The organism is Pseudomonas triticicola, assembly GCF_019145375.1.
GTDB lineage: Bacteria > Pseudomonadota > Gammaproteobacteria > Pseudomonadales > Pseudomonadaceae > Aquipseudomonas > Aquipseudomonas triticicola.
Genome location: NZ_JAHSTX010000001.1, coordinates 4,709,178 through 4,728,604, shown reverse-complemented (window position 1 = coordinate 4,728,604; position 19,427 = coordinate 4,709,178). Strand labels below are relative to the sequence as shown.

18 protein-coding genes are annotated in these 19,427 nt (G+C 61.2%); 6 read left to right on the top strand and 12 right to left on the bottom strand.

What is annotated here, in order from left to right:
• The first annotated feature begins 69 nt into the window (after positions 1-69).
• Positions 70-426, top strand: coding sequence for a hypothetical protein (locus KVG85_RS20810; protein ID WP_071172084.1), 357 nt, complete (start codon positions 70-72; stop codon positions 424-426).
• Between the two features lie 97 nt (positions 427-523).
• On the opposite strand, the gene KVG85_RS20805 is transcribed toward KVG85_RS20810, so the two are convergent.
• From KVG85_RS20805 to KVG85_RS20795, 3 genes are all read right to left on the bottom strand, one after another.
• The gene (locus KVG85_RS20805; RefSeq protein WP_003213368.1) at positions 524-799 is read right to left on the bottom strand and encodes an HU family DNA-binding protein; all 276 of its coding nucleotides are present in this window, start codon (positions 797-799) and stop codon (positions 524-526) included.
• 190 nt (positions 800-989) lie between these two features.
• A complete protein-coding gene (locus KVG85_RS20800) occupies positions 990-2,138 on the bottom strand; it encodes an NAD(P)/FAD-dependent oxidoreductase (protein WP_217864839.1) in 1,149 nt (382 codons plus the stop codon).
• A 20-nt stretch (positions 2,139-2,158) separates the two neighbouring features.
• Positions 2,159-2,326, bottom strand: a complete 168-nt coding sequence (locus KVG85_RS20795) for a rubredoxin (protein ID WP_016772491.1) — start codon at positions 2,324-2,326, stop codon at positions 2,159-2,161.
• Between the two features lie 201 nt (positions 2,327-2,527).
• On the opposite strand from KVG85_RS20795, the gene KVG85_RS20790 reads away from it, so the two are divergent.
• Entirely contained in the window at positions 2,528-3,088 is a 561-nt protein-coding gene (locus KVG85_RS20790) for a chorismate--pyruvate lyase family protein (protein WP_217864838.1), read from the top strand.
• Entirely contained in the window at positions 3,088-3,978 is an 891-nt protein-coding gene (gene ubiA / locus KVG85_RS20785; protein ID WP_217864837.1) for a 4-hydroxybenzoate octaprenyltransferase, read from the top strand. The genes KVG85_RS20790 and ubiA overlap by 1 nt, the downstream gene beginning before the upstream one ends.
• Positions 3,979-4,093: 115 nt before the next feature.
• On the opposite strand, the gene KVG85_RS20780 is transcribed toward ubiA, so the two are convergent.
• Complete coding sequence (locus tag KVG85_RS20780) at positions 4,094-4,477, bottom strand: COG4315 family predicted lipoprotein (protein WP_016772488.1); 384 nt, start codon at positions 4,475-4,477, stop codon at positions 4,094-4,096.
• Between the two features lie 151 nt (positions 4,478-4,628).
• Here KVG85_RS20780 and phoB point away from each other — a divergent pair, with 151 nt between their 5' ends.
• The 3 genes from phoB (at position 4,629) to KVG85_RS20765 (ending at position 8,205) form a co-directional block, all read left to right on the top strand.
• Positions 4,629-5,318, top strand: a complete 690-nt coding sequence (gene phoB, locus KVG85_RS20775; protein WP_007896474.1) for a phosphate regulon transcriptional regulator PhoB — start codon at positions 4,629-4,631, stop codon at positions 5,316-5,318.
• 136 nt (positions 5,319-5,454) lie between these two features.
• Complete coding sequence (phoR, locus tag KVG85_RS20770) at positions 5,455-6,741, top strand: phosphate regulon sensor histidine kinase PhoR (RefSeq protein ID WP_240997448.1); 1,287 nt, start codon at positions 5,455-5,457, stop codon at positions 6,739-6,741.
• A gap of 123 nt (positions 6,742-6,864) precedes the next feature.
• The gene (locus tag KVG85_RS20765) at positions 6,865-8,205 is read left to right on the top strand and encodes a hemolysin family protein (RefSeq protein WP_016772486.1); all 1,341 of its coding nucleotides are present in this window, start codon (positions 6,865-6,867) and stop codon (positions 8,203-8,205) included.
• A 172-nt stretch (positions 8,206-8,377) separates the two neighbouring features.
• On the opposite strand, the gene KVG85_RS20760 is transcribed toward KVG85_RS20765, so the two are convergent.
• The 8 genes from KVG85_RS20760 to KVG85_RS20725 all read right to left on the bottom strand — a co-directional run bounded on the left by KVG85_RS20760 (position 8,378) and on the right by KVG85_RS20725 (position 19,237).
• Positions 8,378-9,274 (bottom strand): peptidoglycan DD-metalloendopeptidase family protein, encoded by an 897-nt coding sequence (locus KVG85_RS20760; protein WP_016772485.1) that lies wholly within the window; start codon positions 9,272-9,274, stop codon positions 8,378-8,380.
• A 316-nt stretch (positions 9,275-9,590) separates the two neighbouring features.
• Positions 9,591-10,529: a response regulator gene (locus KVG85_RS20755; RefSeq protein WP_039757306.1), complete on the bottom strand. Its 939-nt coding sequence runs from the start codon at positions 10,527-10,529 to the stop codon at positions 9,591-9,593.
• Positions 10,530-10,705: 176 nt separating this feature from the next.
• Positions 10,706-11,467, bottom strand: coding sequence for a phosphate signaling complex protein PhoU (gene phoU / locus KVG85_RS20750; protein WP_016772483.1), 762 nt, complete (start codon positions 11,465-11,467; stop codon positions 10,706-10,708).
• 119 nt (positions 11,468-11,586) lie between these two features.
• Positions 11,587-12,420, bottom strand: a complete 834-nt coding sequence (pstB, locus tag KVG85_RS20745; protein WP_016772482.1) for a phosphate ABC transporter ATP-binding protein PstB — start codon at positions 12,418-12,420, stop codon at positions 11,587-11,589.
• 93 nt (positions 12,421-12,513) lie between these two features.
• Positions 12,514-14,184 carry a phosphate ABC transporter permease PstA gene (pstA, locus tag KVG85_RS20740; protein ID WP_016772481.1) on the bottom strand — a complete coding sequence of 557 codons (1,671 nt, stop codon included), beginning with the start codon at positions 14,182-14,184 and terminating at the stop codon, positions 12,514-12,516.
• A gap of 16 nt (positions 14,185-14,200) precedes the next feature.
• Positions 14,201-16,486, bottom strand: coding sequence for an ABC transporter permease subunit (locus KVG85_RS20735; protein WP_024014834.1), 2,286 nt, complete (start codon positions 16,484-16,486; stop codon positions 14,201-14,203).
• A 219-nt stretch (positions 16,487-16,705) separates the two neighbouring features.
• On the bottom strand, positions 16,706-17,704 hold the full coding sequence (locus tag KVG85_RS20730; protein ID WP_016772480.1) for a phosphate ABC transporter substrate-binding protein PstS: 999 nt from the start codon (positions 17,702-17,704) through the stop codon (positions 16,706-16,708).
• A gap of 234 nt (positions 17,705-17,938) precedes the next feature.
• A complete protein-coding gene (locus KVG85_RS20725) occupies positions 17,939-19,237 on the bottom strand; it encodes an MFS transporter (RefSeq protein ID WP_217864836.1) in 1,299 nt (432 codons plus the stop codon).
• Positions 19,238-19,427: the final 190 nt, after the last annotated feature.

Below are 19,427 nucleotides of genomic sequence, written 5' to 3'. Positions count from 1 at the left end.
ATGGCTGTGCCAGAATCCAACGCTCGAAAATGCGATCCCTCTACTACAACTGCCAAGGAGCTTCATTTCATGGAACTGAAACCACTGTTTTTCGCCGCGCTCATGTGGCTGCCCATCACCCACGCGTCAGCGGAAACCCCACCATTGGACGGCCATTACTACCTGACCGGCGCAATGGAAATGGGCGCCGAGTTGCTCTTGCGCAAGGACGGCACCTTTGATGCCGGTGTGGCGTATGGCAGCGCCGATGGCTTTGCCAAAGGCACCTGGAAAGTCGAGAACCAGACAGTAGTGCTGGAAAGCAAAACCAAGCCTGCCTCCAACAGCGATCTGGGCGGACTGTTCCAGGACCTGCAACTGGCGATCGAGCCAAACTGCCTGGCCGTGGATTTCGGCAACGGCAAGGCCTGCTTCCGACGCCAGTAAGCCAACAGACAGCCACAAAAAATGGGCACCCGACCGCAATCGGTGTGCCCATTTTTCATTTGCGGTACTCCCCGTCATTCAGGGGAGTACGCCGCCATCAAGGATTGACGCTGTCTTTCAACGATTTGCCTGGCTTGAATGCCACGGTGTTGCTGGCCTTGATCTTGACCGGCTCGCCGGTCTGCGGGTTTTTGCCGGTGCGGGCGCCGCGGTGGCGTTGCAGGAAGGTGCCGAAGCCGACCAGCGTCACGCTGTCCTTGCGGTGCAGGGCGCCGGTGATTTCTTCGAGGACGGCGTTGAGGACGCGATTGGCCTGTTCTTTGGTCAGGTCTGCCTTTTCGGCGATTGCAGCGGCGAGTTCTGGTTTACGCATTAGTGAAGCCCCTTTGACGGTTTTTTGTTGTTATGTCCGTGCTGTTCTCGTTGGAACAGCGCCCAAGGCGCCGCAGGCTCTACTCTGCGGCAGACGGGAGTGAGAATGGCACGCCGCCAACGGCGGCGCCAGTCTCCCCAAGACCTTTGTCGGGGCAAAAGAGCGGTGTTTGCGACAGAACGACCGGCATTTACGCCAGCAGCGGCGGCAGCAGTTTGTTCAGGGCCAGTTTTTCCATGACCGCCCCGCCGGTCAGGGCGTAACCGAGCAACTGACCGTCGGCACTGTGGCACAGCGCTTTGATGTCGGCGCCCTGCCCTTCGACGCTCCAAACGCCTTCGCTGCCCCGTGGTGGCGGCGAAACCACCAGCGGGCACACCGGGGTTTTCACGGTGATCGGCATCGGCCCGTAGCTGACCGCGGTCGGGTTTCCAGTGAGGGTTTGCGCCAAAGCGCGCGCGCAGCTCATCAGCGGCATCACGTAGAGCAGATTGAGCCCATCGACTTCGGCGCAGTCGCCCAAGGCGTAGATGTTGGCGTGAGAGGTCTTCAGGTAACGATCGACCATCACGCCGCGATTGACCTGCACGCCGGCGGCCGCCGCCAGATCGATGCGCGGGCGCAGGCCGATCGCCGAGACCACCACATCGCACGGGATGATCTGGCCGTCGGACAGGTGCGCTTCGAGGCCATCGGCGACTTTCTCCAGCCGGGTCAGCACCGGGCCGAGGTGAAACTTCGCCCCGATACTTTCCAGCCCGGCCTGCACGGCCGCCGCAGCGGCGGGATGCAAGAGCATCGGCATGACCTGTTCGCACGGCGCGACCAGTTGCACTTCGTAGCCGCCGAGAATCAGGTCATTGGCGAATTCGCAGCCGATCAACCCGGCGCCGAGCAACAACACCCGACGCTTGCCCGCCGCTGCGGCACGGAAGCGCGCGTAGTCTTCGAGATCGTTGATCGGGAATACCAGTTCCGCGCTGTCGCCTTCGATCGGCACGCGCACGGTTTCCGCGCCCCAGGCCAGAATCAGGTCGCGATAGGGCACGGCTTCTTCACCGATCCACAAGCGTTTGTGGCCGGCGTCGATACCGCTGATGCGCGTGTGGGTGCGCACTTCGGCCTTCAACTGCTCGGCCATGGCGCCGGGTTCGGCCATGCTCAGGCCGTCGGCGTCCTTGTTCTTGCCGAAACCGGTGGAGAGCATCGGCTTGGAGTAAGAGCGGCCGTCATCGGCGGTGATCAGCAGCAGCGGGGTTTCGCTGTCGAGCTTGCGAAACTCGCGGGCCAGGTTGTAGCCCGCAAGCCCGGTGCCGATGATGACGACTGGTGCGCTCATGCCTTACTCCTCTGATTTGCTTAGTTGATTTCGATCATTTCGAAGTCCATCTTGCCGACGCCGCAGTCGGGGCACAGCCAGTCTGCCGGTACGTCTTCCCAGCGGGTGCCCGCCGCGATGCCGTCATCCGGCCAACCATCGGCTTCGTTATAGATCAGGCCACAGACGATACATTGCCACTTCTTCATTCAGGTACTTCCTCAGGGTTCAGGCGTAGTGCCGGCGCGGACGGTCGATGGGTGCTGCGTTGCCATCCGGCTCAGGGCGTTTTGTACTGAGGGTGCCGCGCAGATGCAAGCCTGTTCGGCGCAACGGCGGCCGGCGCCGCTCAATCCTGTCGCCCGCCATGGTAAGCTCGCCGCCTCATTTGCGGCCAATAATGACTCATTGTGCAACATTCAAATGCCTGCCCCGCCCCGCTCTGGCTGACCCAGCAACGCCTGACGCCCCGCCCCGATTCGTTGACGCTGGACTGGTTGTTCGACGAAGGCTCGCTGACCCGCCGTTTGACCCGTTTGTCCGAGGACGGCTTCAGCGTGTCGCCGCTGTTCGAAGGCTGGGACACCTTGCGCGCTGATGAATGCGCGGCACTGGATCTGGCCGAGGGCAGCGAAGGCTGGGTGCGCGAGGTGTATTTGCGCGGCCACGGCGAGGCCTGGGTGTTTGCCCGCAGCGTTGCCTCGCGGGCGGCCCTGCAAGGTGATGGTTTGCACATGGATGAACTGGGCAGCCGCTCGCTGGGCGAATTGCTGTTTTGCGATCAGGCGTTCCAGCGCCGCGCGATTGAAGTCTGCCACTACCCTGAACAATGGTTGCCGCCAGCGGTGCAAGCCCCTGAGCTGTGGGGCCGGCGTTCGCGTTTCGACCGTGGCGCGCTGAGCGTGCTGGTCGCGGAAATCTTCCTGCCCAGCCTGTGGGACGTCGCCCGCGCCCATCCGGAGAACTGCTGATGTATCAGAGCCTGCTCAAGTCCCTCAACCGTCTGAACCCGCGCGCCTGGGATTTCGTTCAGTTGACGCGCATGGACAAGCCGATCGGCATTTACCTGCTGCTGTGGCCGACGATGTGGGCGTTGTGGATTGCCGGCAAGGGTTCGCCGTCGCTGGCCAACATCGTCATCTTTGTCCTCGGCGTGGTGTTGACCCGTGCCGGCGGCTGCGTAATCAACGACTGGGCTGACCGCAAGGTCGACGGCCACGTCAAACGCACCGCGCAACGGCCGCTTGCTGCTGGCCGGATCAGCTCGAAGGAAGCCCTGGTGTTCTTTGCCGTGCTGATGGGCATCAGTTTTCTGCTGGTGCTGTGCACCAACGCACCGACGATCTGGCTGTCGCTGGGCGGTCTGGCGCTGGCATTCACGTATCCGTTCATGAAGCGCTACACCTACTACCCGCAAGTGGTGCTGGGGGCGGCGTTTTCCTGGGGCATGCCGATGGCCTTTACCGCTGAGACCGGAGAATTGCCGGCGGCGGCTTGGCTGCTGTGGATCGCCAATCTGCTGTGGACGGTGGGTTATGACACTTATTACGCAATGACCGATCGCGATGACGACCTGAAGATCGGCGTGAAATCCACGGCGATTCTGTTTGGCGATGCGGATCGGGTGATCATCCTCAGCTTGCAGGCGCTGTCGTTGGGCTGTCTGATCCTGGCCGGGTCGAAGTTCGAGCTGGGGATCTGGTTCCACCTCGGTTTGCTGGTGGCTGCGGGATGTTATGCGTGGGAGTTCTGGTACACGCGCAGCAAAGACCGCATGCGCTGCTTCCAGGCCTTCTTGCACAACCATTGGGCAGGGTTGGCGATATTTGTCGGGATCGTGCTGGATTACGCGCTGCGCTGATGCATGACACCTGTGGGAGCGAGCCTGCTCGCGAAGGCGTCATGTCAGTCACCTCTGCGACAACTGACACAACGCTTCGCGAGCAGGCTCGCTCCCACAGGGTTTTGGACCGTGGTTATTTGGCCTTGGCGACTTTCCACGCGCCGTCCATTTTGCCGTCGCCGGTCATGTCGCCGGCCTTCTTGTCCATCACGAAGGTGTACAGCGGCATGCCCTGGTAGGCCCACTGCTTGCTGCCATCATCACGAGTGATTACCGTCCAGTCCCCCATCGACTTGTCATTCGCTGTCGCCATTAGCGGCGGCCAGTTTGCCGCGCACTTGTCATTGCACGCGGACTTGCCAGCGGAGTCCTTGGCAAAGGTGTACAGGGTCATGCCCTTTTGATCGGTGTACATGCCGTCCTTTTCCATCGCCGGATCGGCCGCCATGGCCAGCCCCGGCAATGTCAGGGCGGCGGCCAGCAGCAGGGCTTTGAACGAAGCAGTCATCTGAGTCATGGAAACCTTCTTTTGTGGTTGTCAGGATTCGGACTTGGAGCTTAGTTCAGGATCAGCACAAACGCCGCCACTCTGAAATACTGTCACACGACTGCAATAATTCCGTTATCTAATGCGGCGCAAGACAGTTAAATGACAAGAGGATTAAGGCATGGTTGGCAGGAGCATTCTGATCGTCGACGACGAAGCGCCCATTCGCGAAATGATCGCCGTGGCGTTGGAAATGGCCGGCTATGACTGCCTCGAGGCAGAGAACTCGCAGCAGGCGCATGCCATCATCGTCGACCGCAAACCGGACCTGATCCTGCTCGACTGGATGCTGCCCGGTACCTCGGGCATCGAACTGGCCCGGCGCCTCAAGCGTGACGAGCTGACCGGGGACATCCCGATCATCATGCTCACCGCCAAGGGCGAAGAGGACAACAAGATTCAGGGCCTGGAAGTCGGCGCCGACGACTACATCACCAAACCGTTTTCCCCGCGTGAACTGGTCGCCCGTCTCAAAGCCGTGCTGCGCCGCGCCGGACCGACCGATGGCGAAGCGCCGATCGAAGTCGGCGGCCTGCTGCTCGACCCGATCAGCCACCGCGTGACCATCGATGGCAAACCCGCCGAGATGGGCCCGACCGAGTACCGCCTGCTGCAATTCTTCATGACCCATCAGGAACGCGCCTACACCCGTGGCCAGTTGCTCGACCAGGTCTGGGGCGGCAACGTCTATGTCGAAGAGCGCACCGTCGACGTGCACATCCGCCGCTTGCGCAAGGCCCTCGGCGACGCTTACGAAAATCTGGTACAAACCGTGCGCGGCACCGGCTACCGCTTCTCCACAAAAGCATAAAAGCAGCTGCAAGCTTTCAGCCACAAGCGGCAAGAAACAGCGAGCCGCTCTGACTTGCAGCTTGTAGCTTGAAACTTGACGCTGCGGCTAAGGACGCCCCGTGAATCAAAACTGGCATGGCACCCTGATTCGCCACATGCTGTTGCTGGTCACCGCCTGCCTGGTGATCGGCCTGATCACCGGCTATTACGGCTGGAGCCTCGCGGCGGGTCTGGGGCTTTATCTGGCCTGGACGCTCAAGCAATTGCTGCGTCTGCACGAATGGCTGCGCCAGCATCAACCCGACGAAGCACCGCCCGATGGCTATGGTCTGTGGGGCGAGGTGTTCGACAGCATCTATCACCTGCAACGCCGCGACCAACGGGTGCGCGGGCGTCTGCAAGCGGTGATCGACCGGGTGCAGGAATCCACCGCCGCGCTGAAAGACGCGGTAATCATGCTCGACAGCGACGGCAATCTCGAATGGTGGAACCGCGCCGCCGAAACCCTGCTCGGTCTGAAGACTCCGCAGGACAGCGGTCAACCGGTGACCAACCTGGTGCGCCATCCGCGCTTCAAGGAATACTTCGAGCAGGACAGCTTCGCCGAGCCATTGGAAATCCCTTCGCCGACCAACGATCGCGTGCGCATTCAGCTGTACCTGACCCGCTACGGCAACAATGAACACCTGATGCTGGTCCGCGACGTGACGCGCATTCATCAGCTGGAACAGATGCGCAAGGATTTCATCGCCAACGTCTCCCACGAGCTGCGCACACCGCTGACGGTGATCTGCGGCTATCTGGAAACCCTGCTCGACAATGTCGAGGAAGTGAACCCGCGCTGGAGCCGAGCCCTGCAACAGATGCAGCAACAGGGCGGGCGCATGCAGACGCTGCTCAACGACCTGTTGCTCCTGGCAAAACTGGAAGCCACCGACTACCCGTCGGACAACCAGCCGGTGCAGATCGACACACTGCTGCAATCGATCACCAGCGATGCGCAGCAGTTGTCCGGGGCGAAGAACCAGCGCATCAGCCTCGAGGCCAATGCCGCAGTGCTGCTCAAGGGCAGCGAGGCCGAACTACGCAGTGCGTTCTCCAATCTGGTGTTCAACGCGGTCAAGTACACCCCGGCCGAGGGCAACATCCGCATTCGCTGGTGGGGCGACGATCAGGGCGCGCACCTGAGCGTGCAGGATTCCGGCATCGGCATCGACAGCAAACATCTGCCGCGCCTGACCGAACGTTTCTACCGCGTCGATTCCAGCCGCAACTCCAACACCGGTGGCACCGGCCTCGGCCTGGCCATCGTCAAGCACGTGCTGCTGCGCCACCGCGCGCGGATGGAGATCAGCAGCGTGCCCGGTCACGGCAGCACCTTCACCTGCCATTTCGCCCCGGCCCAGGTGGCCAGCGCACGGGCGATCAGCGCCACCGAGTGATGCCGCCCGGCACACGCCACTAGGCAATCGCACGGTCAGCCGCTACATTGGCTGACTTGTGCCTGCCTTTCAGGCGCTGTTTCTCCCTACTTTCGAATCACACGGAACCCGCAAAACTCCATCATGGACCCTTCCCCTGGCTTGTCCCTCGCGACCATTTTTGCCGACTTCGGCATGATTCTTTTTGCTCTGATCCTGGTTTTGCTCAACGGCTTTTTCGTTGCGGCGGAATTCGCCATGGTCAAACTGCGCTCGACCCGGGTCGAGGCCATCGCTGAACAACATGGCTGGCGCGGACATATCCTGCGCACCGTGCACAGTCAGCTCGATGCCTACCTGTCGGCGTGTCAGCTCGGCATCACCCTCGCCTCTCTCGGTCTGGGCTGGGTCGGTGAACCGGCGTTCGCGCATATTCTCGAGCCGCTGCTGAGCGCGGTCGGCGTCGACTCGCCCGAGATCATCAAAGGCGTGTCGTTCTTCACCGCGTTCTTCATCATTTCGTACCTGCACATCGTGGTCGGCGAGCTGGCGCCCAAGTCATGGGCGATCCGCAAACCCGAGCTGCTGTCGCTGTGGACGGCGGTGCCGCTGTACCTGTTCTATTGGGCGATGTACCCGGCGATCTACCTGCTCAACGCCAGCGCCAATGCGATTTTGCGTATCGCCGGGCAAGGTGAACCCGGCCCGCACCATGAACATCATTACAGCCGCGAAGAACTGAAATTGATCCTGCACTCCAGCCGTGGCCAGGATCCCAGCGATCAGGGCATGCGCGTATTGGCCTCGGCCGTAGAAATGGGCGAGCTGGAAGTGGTCGACTGGGCCAATTCCCGCGAAGACCTGATCACCCTCGAATTCAACGCGCCGCTGAAAGAAATCCTGGCGATGTTCCGTCGCCACAAGTTCAGCCGTTATCCGGTGTACGACAGCGAGCGCCAGGAGTTCGTCGGCCTGCTGCACATCAAGGATCTGCTACTGGAACTGGCGGCGCTGGACCACATTCCCGAGTCGTTCAACCTGGCCGAGCTGACCCGCCCGCTGGAGCGCGTATCGCGGCACATGCCGCTGTCGCAGCTGCTGGAGCAGTTCCGCAAGGGCGGCTCGCACTTCGCCGTGGTCGAGGAGGCTGACGGCAACATCATCGGCTACCTGACCATGGAAGACGTGCTGGAAGTGCTGGTCGGCGACATTCAGGACGAACATCGCAAGGCAGAGCGCGGCATCCTTGCCTATCAGCCGGGCAAGTTGCTGGTGCGTGGCGATACGCCGTTGTTCAAGGTCGAGCGCCTGCTCGGCATCGATCTTGATCACATCGAAGCGGAAACCCTTGCCGGGCTGGTTTACGAAACCCTGAAACGGGTGCCGGAAGAGGAAGAAGTGCTGGAAGTCGAAGGCCTGCGCATCATCATCAAGAAGATGAAAGGGCCGAAGATTGTTCTGGCCAAGGTGTTGATGCTCGATTGATGGGAGTTTGGGGGGCTCTTGTGGCGAGGGGATTTATCCCCGTTGGACGGCGCAGCCGTCCCAAAACCATTGAATGCAGTCAGTTAGTACAGAGTTGCAATATTTGGGGCCGCTTCGCGGCCCAACGGGGATAAATCCCCTCGCCACAAAAACCCTCAACACCCTATCGCGCCTACTGCTTGCCCAACGCAAAGTTGGGCAACGCCCCCAGCGGCTGGTTGAACTGATAGGGAATCGACACCAACCCTTCGCCGGTATTGCGCTGCACCACGAAATGCAGGTGCGGGCCGCTGCTGTTGCCGGTGTTGCCGGACAGCGCCAGCGGGCTGCCGACCTTGACCCGCTGGCCTTCGCGCACGCTCACCGAACCCTGTTTCAGATGCAGGTACACGCCCATGGTGCCGTCGTCGTGCAGCACTCGGACGAAATTGCCGGAGGCATCGGTGCCGCGCCCGCTCTGGGAGTTCTCGGTCTTGACTACCACACCCGCTCGCGCGGCGATGATCGGCGTGCCCACCGGCATGGCAATGTCCATGGCGTAGCGGTTTTTCGGCCCGTAGTGGCTGTATTGGCCGTTGGCGCCCTGGCTCAGGCGAAACGGCCCGCCACGCCAGGGCAGCGGATAGCGATAGCTCTGCGCGGTGCCTGCGGGGTCGCCCAGCGAATACTGGAACTGCGGCGAATACACCAGCGGCTGGTCACGACTGATCGCCGTCAGCAGCGCCAGCCGCGTGTTGCTGCGCGGTGGCAGCACACGACGGATCGCTCGCGACGGCGCGCCACGCACATTGCTCGTGCCGATGAAGGCCAGGGCAACCTCGACCGGCGCGTACAGATCGTTGCGCGCAAACACCACGTCGACGCCCTTCTGCTTCTTGATGTCCAGGTACACCTGGCGGTCGAGGCGCTCGACCATGCGGTCCTGAAACACGAACACTTTCGCGCCTTTGCTCGGGCGGTCGCTGTACGAGACCACGCCGTTGGCGTCGGTGGATTTGTAGATGGTCATGGCCATCGCCAGCTGGGAGGCCAGGCAGAGACCGCAGAAAAACAGCAGGCGCGCGAGCATGGGCAAAAGTCTGTCGAAGGAAGGCCTGGGAATCAGCCTAGCAGCTGAGACAGACCAGGCTAGTCGACAGATGTTTCAAATGATCGTCCCCACGCTCTGCGTGGGGATGCAGCCCGGGACGCTCTGCGTCCCCTGCACAGAGGACGCGGAGCGTCCGGTTGAGGCATTCCTTTGCTGCGCGTGGGAACGATCAGAGCACGAGAGACAAGTGGTGTTTCGGCTGGCCCCTTCGCGAGCAGGCTCGCTCCCACATTTGGAATGCGTTCCAGGGTGGGAGCGAGCCTGCTCGCGAAGGCGGCCTATCGGGCGACGAAGCTTACGCGCCGGGTACGAAGTGCTTCTGCGCAGTGCCCCGGGCGATCAGGCGCGAGATGTAGTCGAGCTTCTGCGCATCCTGGTCGACAAAGCGGAAGGTCAGTTGCAGCCAGTCGCTGTCAGCTTTTTGCTCGTGGGCGACGATGGCGTGCAGATAACCGTTGAGCCGCGCGATCTCGGCGTTGTCACCCTGCTCCAGATCGAGCACAGCGCTGTCGAGGATCTGCGGCAGGGTTTCGGTGCGCTTCACTACCAGCAGGGCTTCCTTGATGCTCAAGGCCTTGATCACGCATTGCTGAGTACCGCTCGGCAGGCGCAACTGGCCCTGACCACGACCGCCCACCGGCGCCTTGGATGCACCGGGCGCCTGAACTGGCGGGCTGTTGAGCAAACCGCGCGACGGCGCAGCGGCTGGAGCGGGGGCAGCAGCGGCAGCGGCAGGCCTGGCCGCAGCGCCGCCGACCACGGCCGGCTTGCCGCCGGTCAGTGCGCTCAGGGAATCGTTGCCGAATGCCGAATTCATCTTGGTCGGCGCGCTGTTCATCAAGGTGTCGAGCTTGCCGACCTTGTTCAGTGCCTGCTTGACCTTGGTCAGCAGCTGCTCGTTGGTGAACGGCTTGCTGACGTAACCGGATACGCCGGCCTGAATCGCCTGCACGACGTTTTCCTTGTCGCCACGGCTGGTGACCATGACGAACGGCATGGTCTTGAGGTTGTCCTGCTCGCGGCACCAGGTCAGCAGTTCGAGGCCGGACATTTCCGGCATTTCCCAGTCGCACAGCACCAGGTCGAAAGCCTCTTTGGCCAGCATGGCCTGGGCCTTTTTGCCGTTGATGGCGTCCTCGGTGCGGATCCCCGGGAAGTAATTACGCAGGCACTTTTTCACCAGGTCACGAATGAACGAAGCATCGTCCACGACCAACACACTGATCTTGCTCATCCAACACCCCTATTAAAATCCCGGCAAGCATAACGCTGGCTGATGGCACATTGCCAAAACTCTTCAGTCACGCCGGGACTTTTCGTTCGCGGGTGCTGCTTTTGATACGAATCCGCTTCTGAAAAGCAGAAACAAAAACGCCCGGCCAGAGGGCCGGGCGCTTTTCTCAGGCAATCTTACTTATCGTCAGCTTCGCCCGGAACATTAGCGGTTTCAGCGCTTGTGCCTTCAACTTCTTCTTTCATGCGCTTGAGGCCCATGTGGCGCACGTCGGTACCGCGCACCAGGTAGATCACCAGTTCGGAGATGTTGCGCGCATGATCGCCGATGCGCTCCAGTGAACGCAGGACCCAGATGATGCTCAGCACCCGCGAGATAGAGCGCGGATCTTCCATCATGTAGGTGGCCAGCTCACGCAGGGCGGTTTTGTATTCGCGGTCGATGATCTTGTCGTACTGCGCCACCGACAAGGCCAGATCGGCGTCGAAACGGGCGAAGGCGTCCAGCGCATCGCGCACCATGTTGCGTACTTGGTCGCCAATGTGACGGACCTCGACGTAACCACGCGGCGCTTCGCCTTCTTCGCACAACTGGATGGCACGACGGGCGATCTTGGTGGCTTCGTCGCCGATACGCTCAAGGTCGATCACCGACTTGGAAATGCTGATGATCAAACGCAGGTCGGAGGCTGCCGGCTGACGACGGGCGAGAATGCGCAGGCATTCTTCGTCGATGTTGCGTTCCATCTGGTTGATCTGGTCGTCGATCTCACGGACCTGCTGAGCCAGGCCGGAGTCGGCCTCGATCAGGGCCGTGACCGCGTCGTTGACCTGCTTCTCGACCAGCCCGCCCATGGCAAGGAGGTGACTGCGCACTTCCTCCAGTTCAGCATTGAACTGCGCGGAAATGTGATGAGTAAGGCCTTCTTTGGAAATCATTGTTCGCTCCGCGAAAGTTGCAAGCTTCAAGCTGCAAGCTTCAAGCAGTTATGTGTAAGTCCTGATATCGCACCAATTCTTTCTTGCCGCTTGTAGCTTGCGGCTTGCAGCTGCCCCAATCAGCCATAGCGACCGGTGATGTAGTCTTCGGTCTGCTTCTTCGCCGGATTGGTGAACAGGGTATCGGTGTCGCCGAATTCCACCAGTTTGCCCATGTACATGAACGCGGTGTAGTCGGACACCCGTGCCGCCTGTTGCATGTTGTGGGTAACGATGACGATGGTGAACTTGGACTTCAGCTCGTAGATCAGCTCTTCGACTTTCAGCGTCGAGATCGGGTCGAGAGCCGAGCACGGTTCGTCGAGCAGCAGCACTTCCGGCTCAACCGCGATGGTGCGCGCGATCACCAGACGCTGTTGCTGACCGCCGGACAGGCCGAGGGCCGAGTCGTGCAGACGGTCTTTGACCTCGTCCCACAATGCCGCGCCTTTCAACGCCCATTCAACGGCTTCGTCGAGGATGCGCTTCTTGTTGATGCCCTGGATGCGCAGGCCATAGACCACGTTTTCGTAGATGGTCTTCGGGAACGGGTTGGGCTTCTGGAACACCATGCCGACGCGACGACGCAGCTCGGCAACATCTTCGCCCTTGCGATAGATGTTGTTGCCGTACAGATTGATCGCGCCCTCGACGCGGCAGCCGTCGACCAGATCGTTCATCCGGTTGAAGGTACGCAGCAGCGTCGACTTACCGCAGCCGGACGGGCCGATGAACGCGGTCACGCGCTGTTTCGGGATGTTCATGCTGACGTCGAACAGGGCCTGTTTCTCGCCGTAGTACAGGCTCAGGCCCGGTACTTCGATGGCAACGGTTTCCTGCGCCAGGTCCAGGCTCTGCTTGTCGCGGCCCAGGGCAGACATGTTGATGCCGTGGCTGTGTGTTTCGTGCTGCATGGGTCTCACTCCGTTCGTAGCTGCAAGCTTCTGGCTGCAAGCTGCAAGTTTGAGCAAAAGCGGCTTGTAGCTTGCCGCTTGTGGCTAATGGCTTTAGCTATCCAGTGCTTTGTATTTTTCGCGCAGGTGGTTGCGGATATACACCGCCGACAGGTTCAGCGTCGCGATCACCAGCACCAGCAGTAGCGCGGTGGCGTACACCAGCGGGCGGGCTGCTTCGACGTTGGGGCTCTGGAAGCCGACGTCATAGATGTGGAAGCCCAGGTGCATGATCTTCTGGTCCAGGTGCAGGTACGGGTAGTTGCCGTCCACCGGCAGCGACGGCGCCAGTTTCACCACACCCACCAGCATCAGCGGCGCCACTTCACCGGCGGCACGGGCCACGGCGAGGATCATGCCGGTCATCATGGCCGGGCTGGCCATCGGGATCACGATTTTCCACAGCGTTTCCGCTTTGGTCGCGCCGAGGGCCAGCGAACCTTCACGCACAGTGCGGGGAATCCGCGCCAGACCTTCTTCGGTCGCCACAATCACCACTGGCACGGCCAGCAGCGCGAGGGTCAGCGAAGCCCAGAGCAGGCCCGGCGTACCGAACGTCGGCGCCGGCAGAGCTTCAGGGAAGAACAAGCGGTCGACCGAGCCACCCAGCACGTAAACGAAGAAGCCCAGACCGAACACGCCGTAAACGATCGCCGGTACGCCGGCGAGGTTGTTCACCGCGATGCGAATCACGCGGGTCAGGGTGTTCTGCTTGGCGTATTCGCGCAGGTACACCGCTGCCAGCACGCCGAACGGGGTGACGATCATCGCCATGATCAGGGTCATCATCACGGTGCCGAAGATCGCCGGGAAGATCCCGCCTTCGGTGTTCGCTTCACGCGGGTCGTCGGAGAGGAATTCCCAGATCTTGCTGAAGTAGAAACCAACCTTGGTCAACGTGCTCATGCCGTTTGGCTGGTAGGCATGCACGACTTTGCCCAGACCGATTTCGATTTCCTTGCCGTTGGCGTCACGGGCGGTCAAGGCGTCGCGGTTGAACTGAGCATGCAAATCAGACAGACGTGCTTCGATGTCTTTGTAGCGCGCGTCCAGCTCGGCGCGCTCGGATTCCATGTCCGCTTGCGCGGTGGCGTCGAGTTTGCCTTCCAGCTCGAGTTTGCGCCCATGCAATCGGATGCGTTCAAGACCGGCGTTGATCGCGCCGATATCGGTTTTTTCCAGCGTCTTCAGTTGAGCCGCGAGATCGTTCACCCGATCGATGCGCGCTTGCAGTTCAGGCCATGCGGCCTCGCCCTCGGCGATGACCTTGCCATCCTGTTTGACGTTGACCAGGTAGCCGTAGAAGTTGCCCCACTCGCGACGCTCGATCGCCATCAATTCTGGCGGTGTGGTCTGCTTGGTCAGCCACTCGCCGACGATCCACGTGAAGTCGTTGCCGTTCAAGTCACGGTTGCCGACCTTGATCAGCTCGCGGGTCATGAATTCCGGGCCTTCGTCAGGCACCGGCAGGCCGGCGCTCTTCAGACGTGCGCGCGGCACTTCTTCTTTTTGCACCACTTCGCCGATCACCAGGTGATTGGCCTGGCCCGGTACGTCGTAATGGGCGTGGATCAGGTCCGCCGGCCAGAAGTGACCGAGACCGCGCACGGCAATCACCGCCAACAGGCCAATGGTCATGATGACCGCGATGGACACCGCGCCACCGCTGATCCAGACGCCCGGGGCGCCGCTCTTGAACCATCCTTTCAGGGAGTTCTGTTTCACAGACTTCTACCTTTGCTTAAAGCGACGAGTATTTCTTGCGCAGACGCTGACGAATCAGTTCTGCCAGGGTGTTCATGACGAAGGTGAACAGCAGCAGCACCAGCGCCGAGAGGAACAGCACGCGGTAGTGGCTGCCGCCGACTTCCGACTCGGGCATTTCCACCGCGACGTTGGCGGCCAGGGTGCGCAGGCCTTCGAACAGGTTCATCTCCATGACCGGGGTGTTGCCGGTGGCCATCAGCACGATCATGGTTTCGCCGACCGCACGGCCCATGCCGATCATCAGCGCCGAGAAAATCCCCGGGCTGGCGGTCAGGATCACCACGCGGGTCATGGTCTGCCACGGCGTCGCACCGAGGGCCAGCGAACCCAGGGTCAGGCCGCGCGGCACACTGAACACGGCGTCTTCGGCGATCGAGTAGATGTTCGGGATCACCGCGAAGCCCATGGCCAGACCGACCACCAAAGCGTTGCGCTGGTCGTAGGTGATGCCCAGGTCGTGGGAGATCCACATGCGCATGTCGCCACCGAAGAACCAGTTCTCCATGAACGGACTCATGTACAGCGACAGCCAGCCCACAAACAGGATCACCGGAATCAGCAGCGCACTTTCCCAACCGTCCGGGACTTTCAGGCGGATCGATTCAGGCAGGCGGCTGAAGGTAAAACCGGCGACCAGAATGCCGATCGGCAGCAACATCAGCAGGCTGAAGATGCCCGGCAGATGGCCTTCTACGTACGGCGCGAGGAACAGGCCGGCGAAGAAACCGAGGATCACCGTCGGCATCGCTTCCATCAGTTCGATCACCGGTTTGACCTTGCGGCGCATGCCCGGGGCCATGAAGTACGCGGTGTAGATCGCCGCAGCGACGGCCAGTGGCGCGGCCAGCAGCATGGCGTAGAACGCGGCTTTCAGGGTGCCGAAGGTCAGCGGCGAGAGGCTCAGTTTCGGTTCGAAATCGGTGTTGGCCGCGGTCGACTGCCAGACGTATTTAGGCTCGTCGTAGTTCTCGTACCAGACCTTGCTCCACAGCGCGCTCCACGATACTTCCGGGTGCGGGTTGTCGAGCAGCAACGGCTGCAGCTTGCCGCCGGCTTCGACGATCACTCGGTTGGCGCGTGGCGACAGACCGAACAGGCCCTGGCCTTCAACCACCTGATCGACCAGCAACGTGCGGTGTGCGGTGCTGTGGAACACGCCGAGCTTGCCGCTGGCATCGAGGGCGAGGAAGCCTTTGCGGCGCTCTTCGGCAGCGATTTCCACAATCGGCGTGGTGCCCATCTGGAAGGTGCGGATCTGCTTCAGACGCTGCTCGCCATCGGTATCGCGAGCCATGAACCACTGGGCCAGACCGCCCTTGGAATCACCGACGATCAGCGAGATACCGCCGACCAGCTGCGCGGTGGCAGTGACTTGGGCGTCGGCATTTTCCAGCAGTTTGTAGCGCCCGTTGAGGCTCTTGTCGCGCAGGCTGAACACGTCGGCCTGGGCACGCCCGTTGACCACGTACAGCCACTGCTGGCGCGGGTCGACGAAGATGTTTTTCACCGGCTCGGTCATCTGCGGCAGATCGATGCGCGTCTGCTCGTTGGTGACCTCGCCGGTCATCATGTTTTCTTCGCTGGTCAGCGACAGCACATTGAGTTGCGAGCCGGTGGAGCCGACCAGCATCAGCGTCGAGTCGGTGGCATTGAGGCTGACATGCTCCAGCGCGCCGCCGCTTTCGTTCAGCGCGATCGGTGCTTCGCCATAGGGATATTCGATGGCCGGGCTGATGGTTTTCTTGCCATCGGGGTAGCTGACTTTATAGGTATGACGGAACACCAGCGCCTGACCGTTGGACAGCCCCACGGCCACCAGCGGATGACCCGGCTGGTCTTCGCCAATAGATGTCACGGTAGCGCCCGCTGGCAGCGGCAGATCGACACGCCTCAATTCAGCGCCACTGTCGAGATCGAAGAACAGCGCCTGGCCCTTGTCGGATACACGCATGGCCACCTGATTCTGCTCTTCGAGCGAGATCATCAGCGGCTTGCCCGCGTCCTGCATCCAGGCTGGGGTGATCGAGTCTTTCGCGGTCAGGTCGGCACCTTGAAACAACGGCGCTACAACGTAAGCGAGGAAGAAGAAGATCAGGGTGATGGCCGCGAGCACCGCCAGGCCGCCGACGAGGACGTACCAACGGGTGAAGCGATCCTTGAGCGCGCGGATGCGGCGCTTGCGTTGCAGCTCAGGCGTATTGAAATCAATGCGCTTGGGAGGGGAAGACGTAGTCATTGGGGAATTGGCCAGATCATTCATGCGCACACCCTAGCGATCCTGTATGACAGAAAGATGACAGTGCAGTGACGCAGCAAATCCGCCAGCCGGAAGTCCGGCAGCGGAGTCGAAAATTTGGTGGTTGCAGGAGCGCGTCTGTTCGCCAAGGCGTCGGGTCAGTCACATCGATGCTGCATGTGCCCCCCCTTCGCGAGCAGGCTCGCTCCCACAGGAGTCCGGCTTCAGGCCGGCCTCAGGGTGTTACTTCTTGGCGACAGCGCCGCCTTCTTGCAGACCGAGGTCAGCCAGTGCCTTGGCGGCAACCTTGGCTGGCAGCGGGATGTAGCCGTCTTTCACTACCACTTCCTGGCCCTGTTTCGACAGCACCAGCTTCACGAACTCGGCTTCCAGCGGGGCCAGAGGCTTGTTCGGGGCTTTGTTGACGTAAACGTAGAGGAAGCGCGACAGCGGATACTTGCCGTTCAGGGCGTTTTCTTCGGTGTCTTCGATGAACTCGCCGCCTTCTTTCTTGGCCAGGGCGACGGTTTTCACGCTGGCAGTTTTGTAGCCGATGCCCGAGTAGCCGACGCCGTTAAGCGAGCTGCTGATCGACTGCACCACCGACGCCGAACCTGGTTGTTCGTTGACGTTCGGCTTGTAGTCGCCTTTGCACAGGGCTTCTTCCTTGAAGTAGCCGTAAGTGCCGGACACCGAGTTACGGCCGAACAGCTGAACCGGCTTGTTGGCCAGGTCACCGGTTACGCCCAGGTCACCCCAGGTCTTGACGTCAGCTTTGGCACCGCACAGGCGCGTCGAGGAGAAGATCGCATCGACTTGAGCCATGGTCAGGTGCTTGATCGGGTTGTCCTTGTGCACGAACACCGCCAAGGCATCCACGGCAACCGGGATTGCCGTCGGCTTGTAGCCGTACTTCTGTTCGAAAGCCTGCAGCTCGTTGTCCTTCATCTTGCGGCTCATCGGGCCCAGGTTGGCGGTGCCTTCGGTGAGTGCAGGTGGCGCGGTGGAAGAACCGGCAGCCTGAATCTGGATGTTGACGTTCGGGTATTCTTTTTTGTAGTTCTCAGCCCAGAGGGTCATGAGGTTGGCCAGGGTATCGGAACCGACGCTGGACAGGTTGCCCGACACACCAGTGGTCTTGGTGTAGCTCGGGATAGCAGGGTCAACAGCGGCGAACGCGTTGGCAGTCGCAACGCCAGCAGCGACAAAAGTCATTGCCGCCATCAAACGCTTCAGTTTCATGCCTTACTCCTAGCAGATAGGGTGTGTTAAGTCGGGGCCAAGTATCAGCAGGCCATGTGAACACTCTATGGCTGAAATATGACAATTGGATGAAAGGCCAGCATCGGGTTTTGCTGGATGATTTGTGACGTCCCCATTCGCGAGCAGGCTCGCTCCCACAATTGAAATGCATTCCAACTGTGGGAGCGAGCCTGCTCGCGAAGTGGCCGGTATTGGTGGAGCAGATCCTGGGCTTTAGCGCCCCTTCTTCCAGAGCCACGCCCCGACCAGAATCCCCATCGCACACAGCACTGCCACATAGTAAGCAGGCCCCATCGCGCTTTCTTTCAGCAGCAGGCTCACCACCATCGGCGTCAAGCCACCGAAGATCGCGTACGCGACGTTGTACGAGAACGACAAGCCACTGAAGCGAACCACCGGCGGGAACGCTTTGACCATCACGTACGGCACCGCGCCGATGGTGCCGACCAGCAAACCGGTCAGTGCGTACAGCGGGAACAGCCAGTCCGGGTGGTCGGCGAGGCTGTGGTAGAAGGTCCAGGAGCTGATCAGCAGGCCCAGGCAGCCAAAGACGAATACACGGCCGGCGCCGAAGCGATCGGCCAGCGCGCCGGCGCCAATGCAGCCGAGGCTGAGGAAGACGATGGCCAGGCTGTTGGCTTGCAGCGCCGTGGTCGGCGAGAAGTGGTAGACCGTTTGCAGCACGGTCGGGGTCATCAGGATCACTACGACGACGCCGGCCGACAGCAGCCAGGTCAGCAGCATCGAAATGGCGATGGCGCCGCGATGATCACGCAGCACCGCGCGCAACGGCACTTCTTCGGCCAGCGCTTTACGCAGTTGCAGTTCGGCGAACACCGGAGTTTCGTGCAGCCAGCGACGCAAGTACACCGAGAACAGGCCGAACACGCCGCCGAGCAGGAACGGGATCCGCCAGGCGTAATCCGACACTTCGGCTGGCGTATAAATGCTGTTGATCGCCGTGGCGACCAGCGAGCCGAGGAGGATGCCGGCAGTCAGGCCACTGGTGAGCGTGCCGCAGGCATAACCGATGTGCTTTTGCGGTACGTGTTCGGAAACGAAGACCCACGCCCCCGGCACCTCACCGCCAATCGCCGCACCCTGGATCACCCGCATCAGCAGCAACAGGATCGGCGCCCAGATGCCGATCTGCGCGTAGGTCGGCAGCAGGCCCATGATCAGCGTCGGCACGGCCATCATGAAAATGCTCAGGGTGAACATTTTCTTGCGCCCCAGCAGGTCACCGAAGTGCGCCATGACGATGCCGCCCAAAGGGCGCGCCAGATAGCCGGCAGCAAAGATGCCGAACGTCTGCATCAAGCGCAGCCACTCGGGCATGTCGGCCGGGAAGAACAGCTTGCCGACGACGGTGGCGAAGAAAACGAAGATGATGAAATCGTAGAACTCCAGCGCCCCGCCGAGGGCGGACAGCGACAGAGTCTTGTAGTCATTGCGGGTCAACGGTCGTGCGGGTTGCTCGGGCTGCGCGAGGCTCGAAGGCGCTGTGGTCATGGCAAGGGCTTCTCTTATAGTCGAATCTGTCGCCACAACAACGCTGGCGGTGGCTCGGACAGGTTCGGCACCATAGCAAATTGTTCGAAAAAGCACATAGAGGCGCGTAATTGACGGTCGAAATCAGAACCGGGTGGTCGTCGCGGGGTCTATCGACCGATATACTCGCCACCTGCGCAGGATTTGTAAG

What these genes read in the sequence shown, in the direction of transcription:
- KVG85_RS20810 (WP_071172084.1), top strand. Translation starts at nt 70, where the DNA reads ATGGAACTGAAACCACTGTTTTTCGCCGCGCTCATGTGGCTGCCCATC.
- KVG85_RS20805 (WP_003213368.1), bottom strand. Translation starts at nt 799, where the DNA reads ATGCGTAAACCAGAACTCGCCGCTGCAATCGCCGAAAAGGCAGACCTG.
- KVG85_RS20800 (WP_217864839.1), bottom strand. Translation starts at nt 2,138, where the DNA reads ATGAGCGCACCAGTCGTCATCATCGGCACCGGGCTTGCGGGCTACAAC.
- KVG85_RS20795 (WP_016772491.1), bottom strand. Translation starts at nt 2,326, where the DNA reads ATGAAGAAGTGGCAATGTATCGTCTGTGGCCTGATCTATAACGAAGCC.
- ubiA (WP_217864837.1), top strand. Translation starts at nt 3,088, where the DNA reads ATGTATCAGAGCCTGCTCAAGTCCCTCAACCGTCTGAACCCGCGCGCC.
- KVG85_RS20780 (WP_016772488.1), bottom strand. Translation starts at nt 4,477, where the DNA reads ATGACTCAGATGACTGCTTCGTTCAAAGCCCTGCTGCTGGCCGCCGCC.
- phoB (WP_007896474.1), top strand. Translation starts at nt 4,629, where the DNA reads ATGGTTGGCAGGAGCATTCTGATCGTCGACGACGAAGCGCCCATTCGC.
- phoR (WP_240997448.1), top strand. Translation starts at nt 5,455, where the DNA reads ATGCTGTTGCTGGTCACCGCCTGCCTGGTGATCGGCCTGATCACCGGC.
- KVG85_RS20765 (WP_016772486.1), top strand. Translation starts at nt 6,865, where the DNA reads ATGGACCCTTCCCCTGGCTTGTCCCTCGCGACCATTTTTGCCGACTTC.
- KVG85_RS20760 (WP_016772485.1), bottom strand. Translation starts at nt 9,274, where the DNA reads ATGCTCGCGCGCCTGCTGTTTTTCTGCGGTCTCTGCCTGGCCTCCCAG.
- KVG85_RS20755 (WP_039757306.1), bottom strand. Translation starts at nt 10,529, where the DNA reads ATGAGCAAGATCAGTGTGTTGGTCGTGGACGATGCTTCGTTCATTCGT.
- phoU (WP_016772483.1), bottom strand. Translation starts at nt 11,467, where the DNA reads ATGATTTCCAAAGAAGGCCTTACTCATCACATTTCCGCGCAGTTCAAT.
- pstB (WP_016772482.1), bottom strand. Translation starts at nt 12,420, where the DNA reads ATGCAGCACGAAACACACAGCCACGGCATCAACATGTCTGCCCTGGGC.
- KVG85_RS20735 (WP_024014834.1), bottom strand. Translation starts at nt 16,486, where the DNA reads ATGAATGATCTGGCCAATTCCCCAATGACTACGTCTTCCCCTCCCAAG.
- KVG85_RS20730 (WP_016772480.1), bottom strand. Translation starts at nt 17,704, where the DNA reads ATGAAACTGAAGCGTTTGATGGCGGCAATGACTTTTGTCGCTGCTGGC.
- KVG85_RS20725 (WP_217864836.1), bottom strand. Translation starts at nt 19,237, where the DNA reads ATGACCACAGCGCCTTCGAGCCTCGCGCAGCCCGAGCAACCCGCACGA.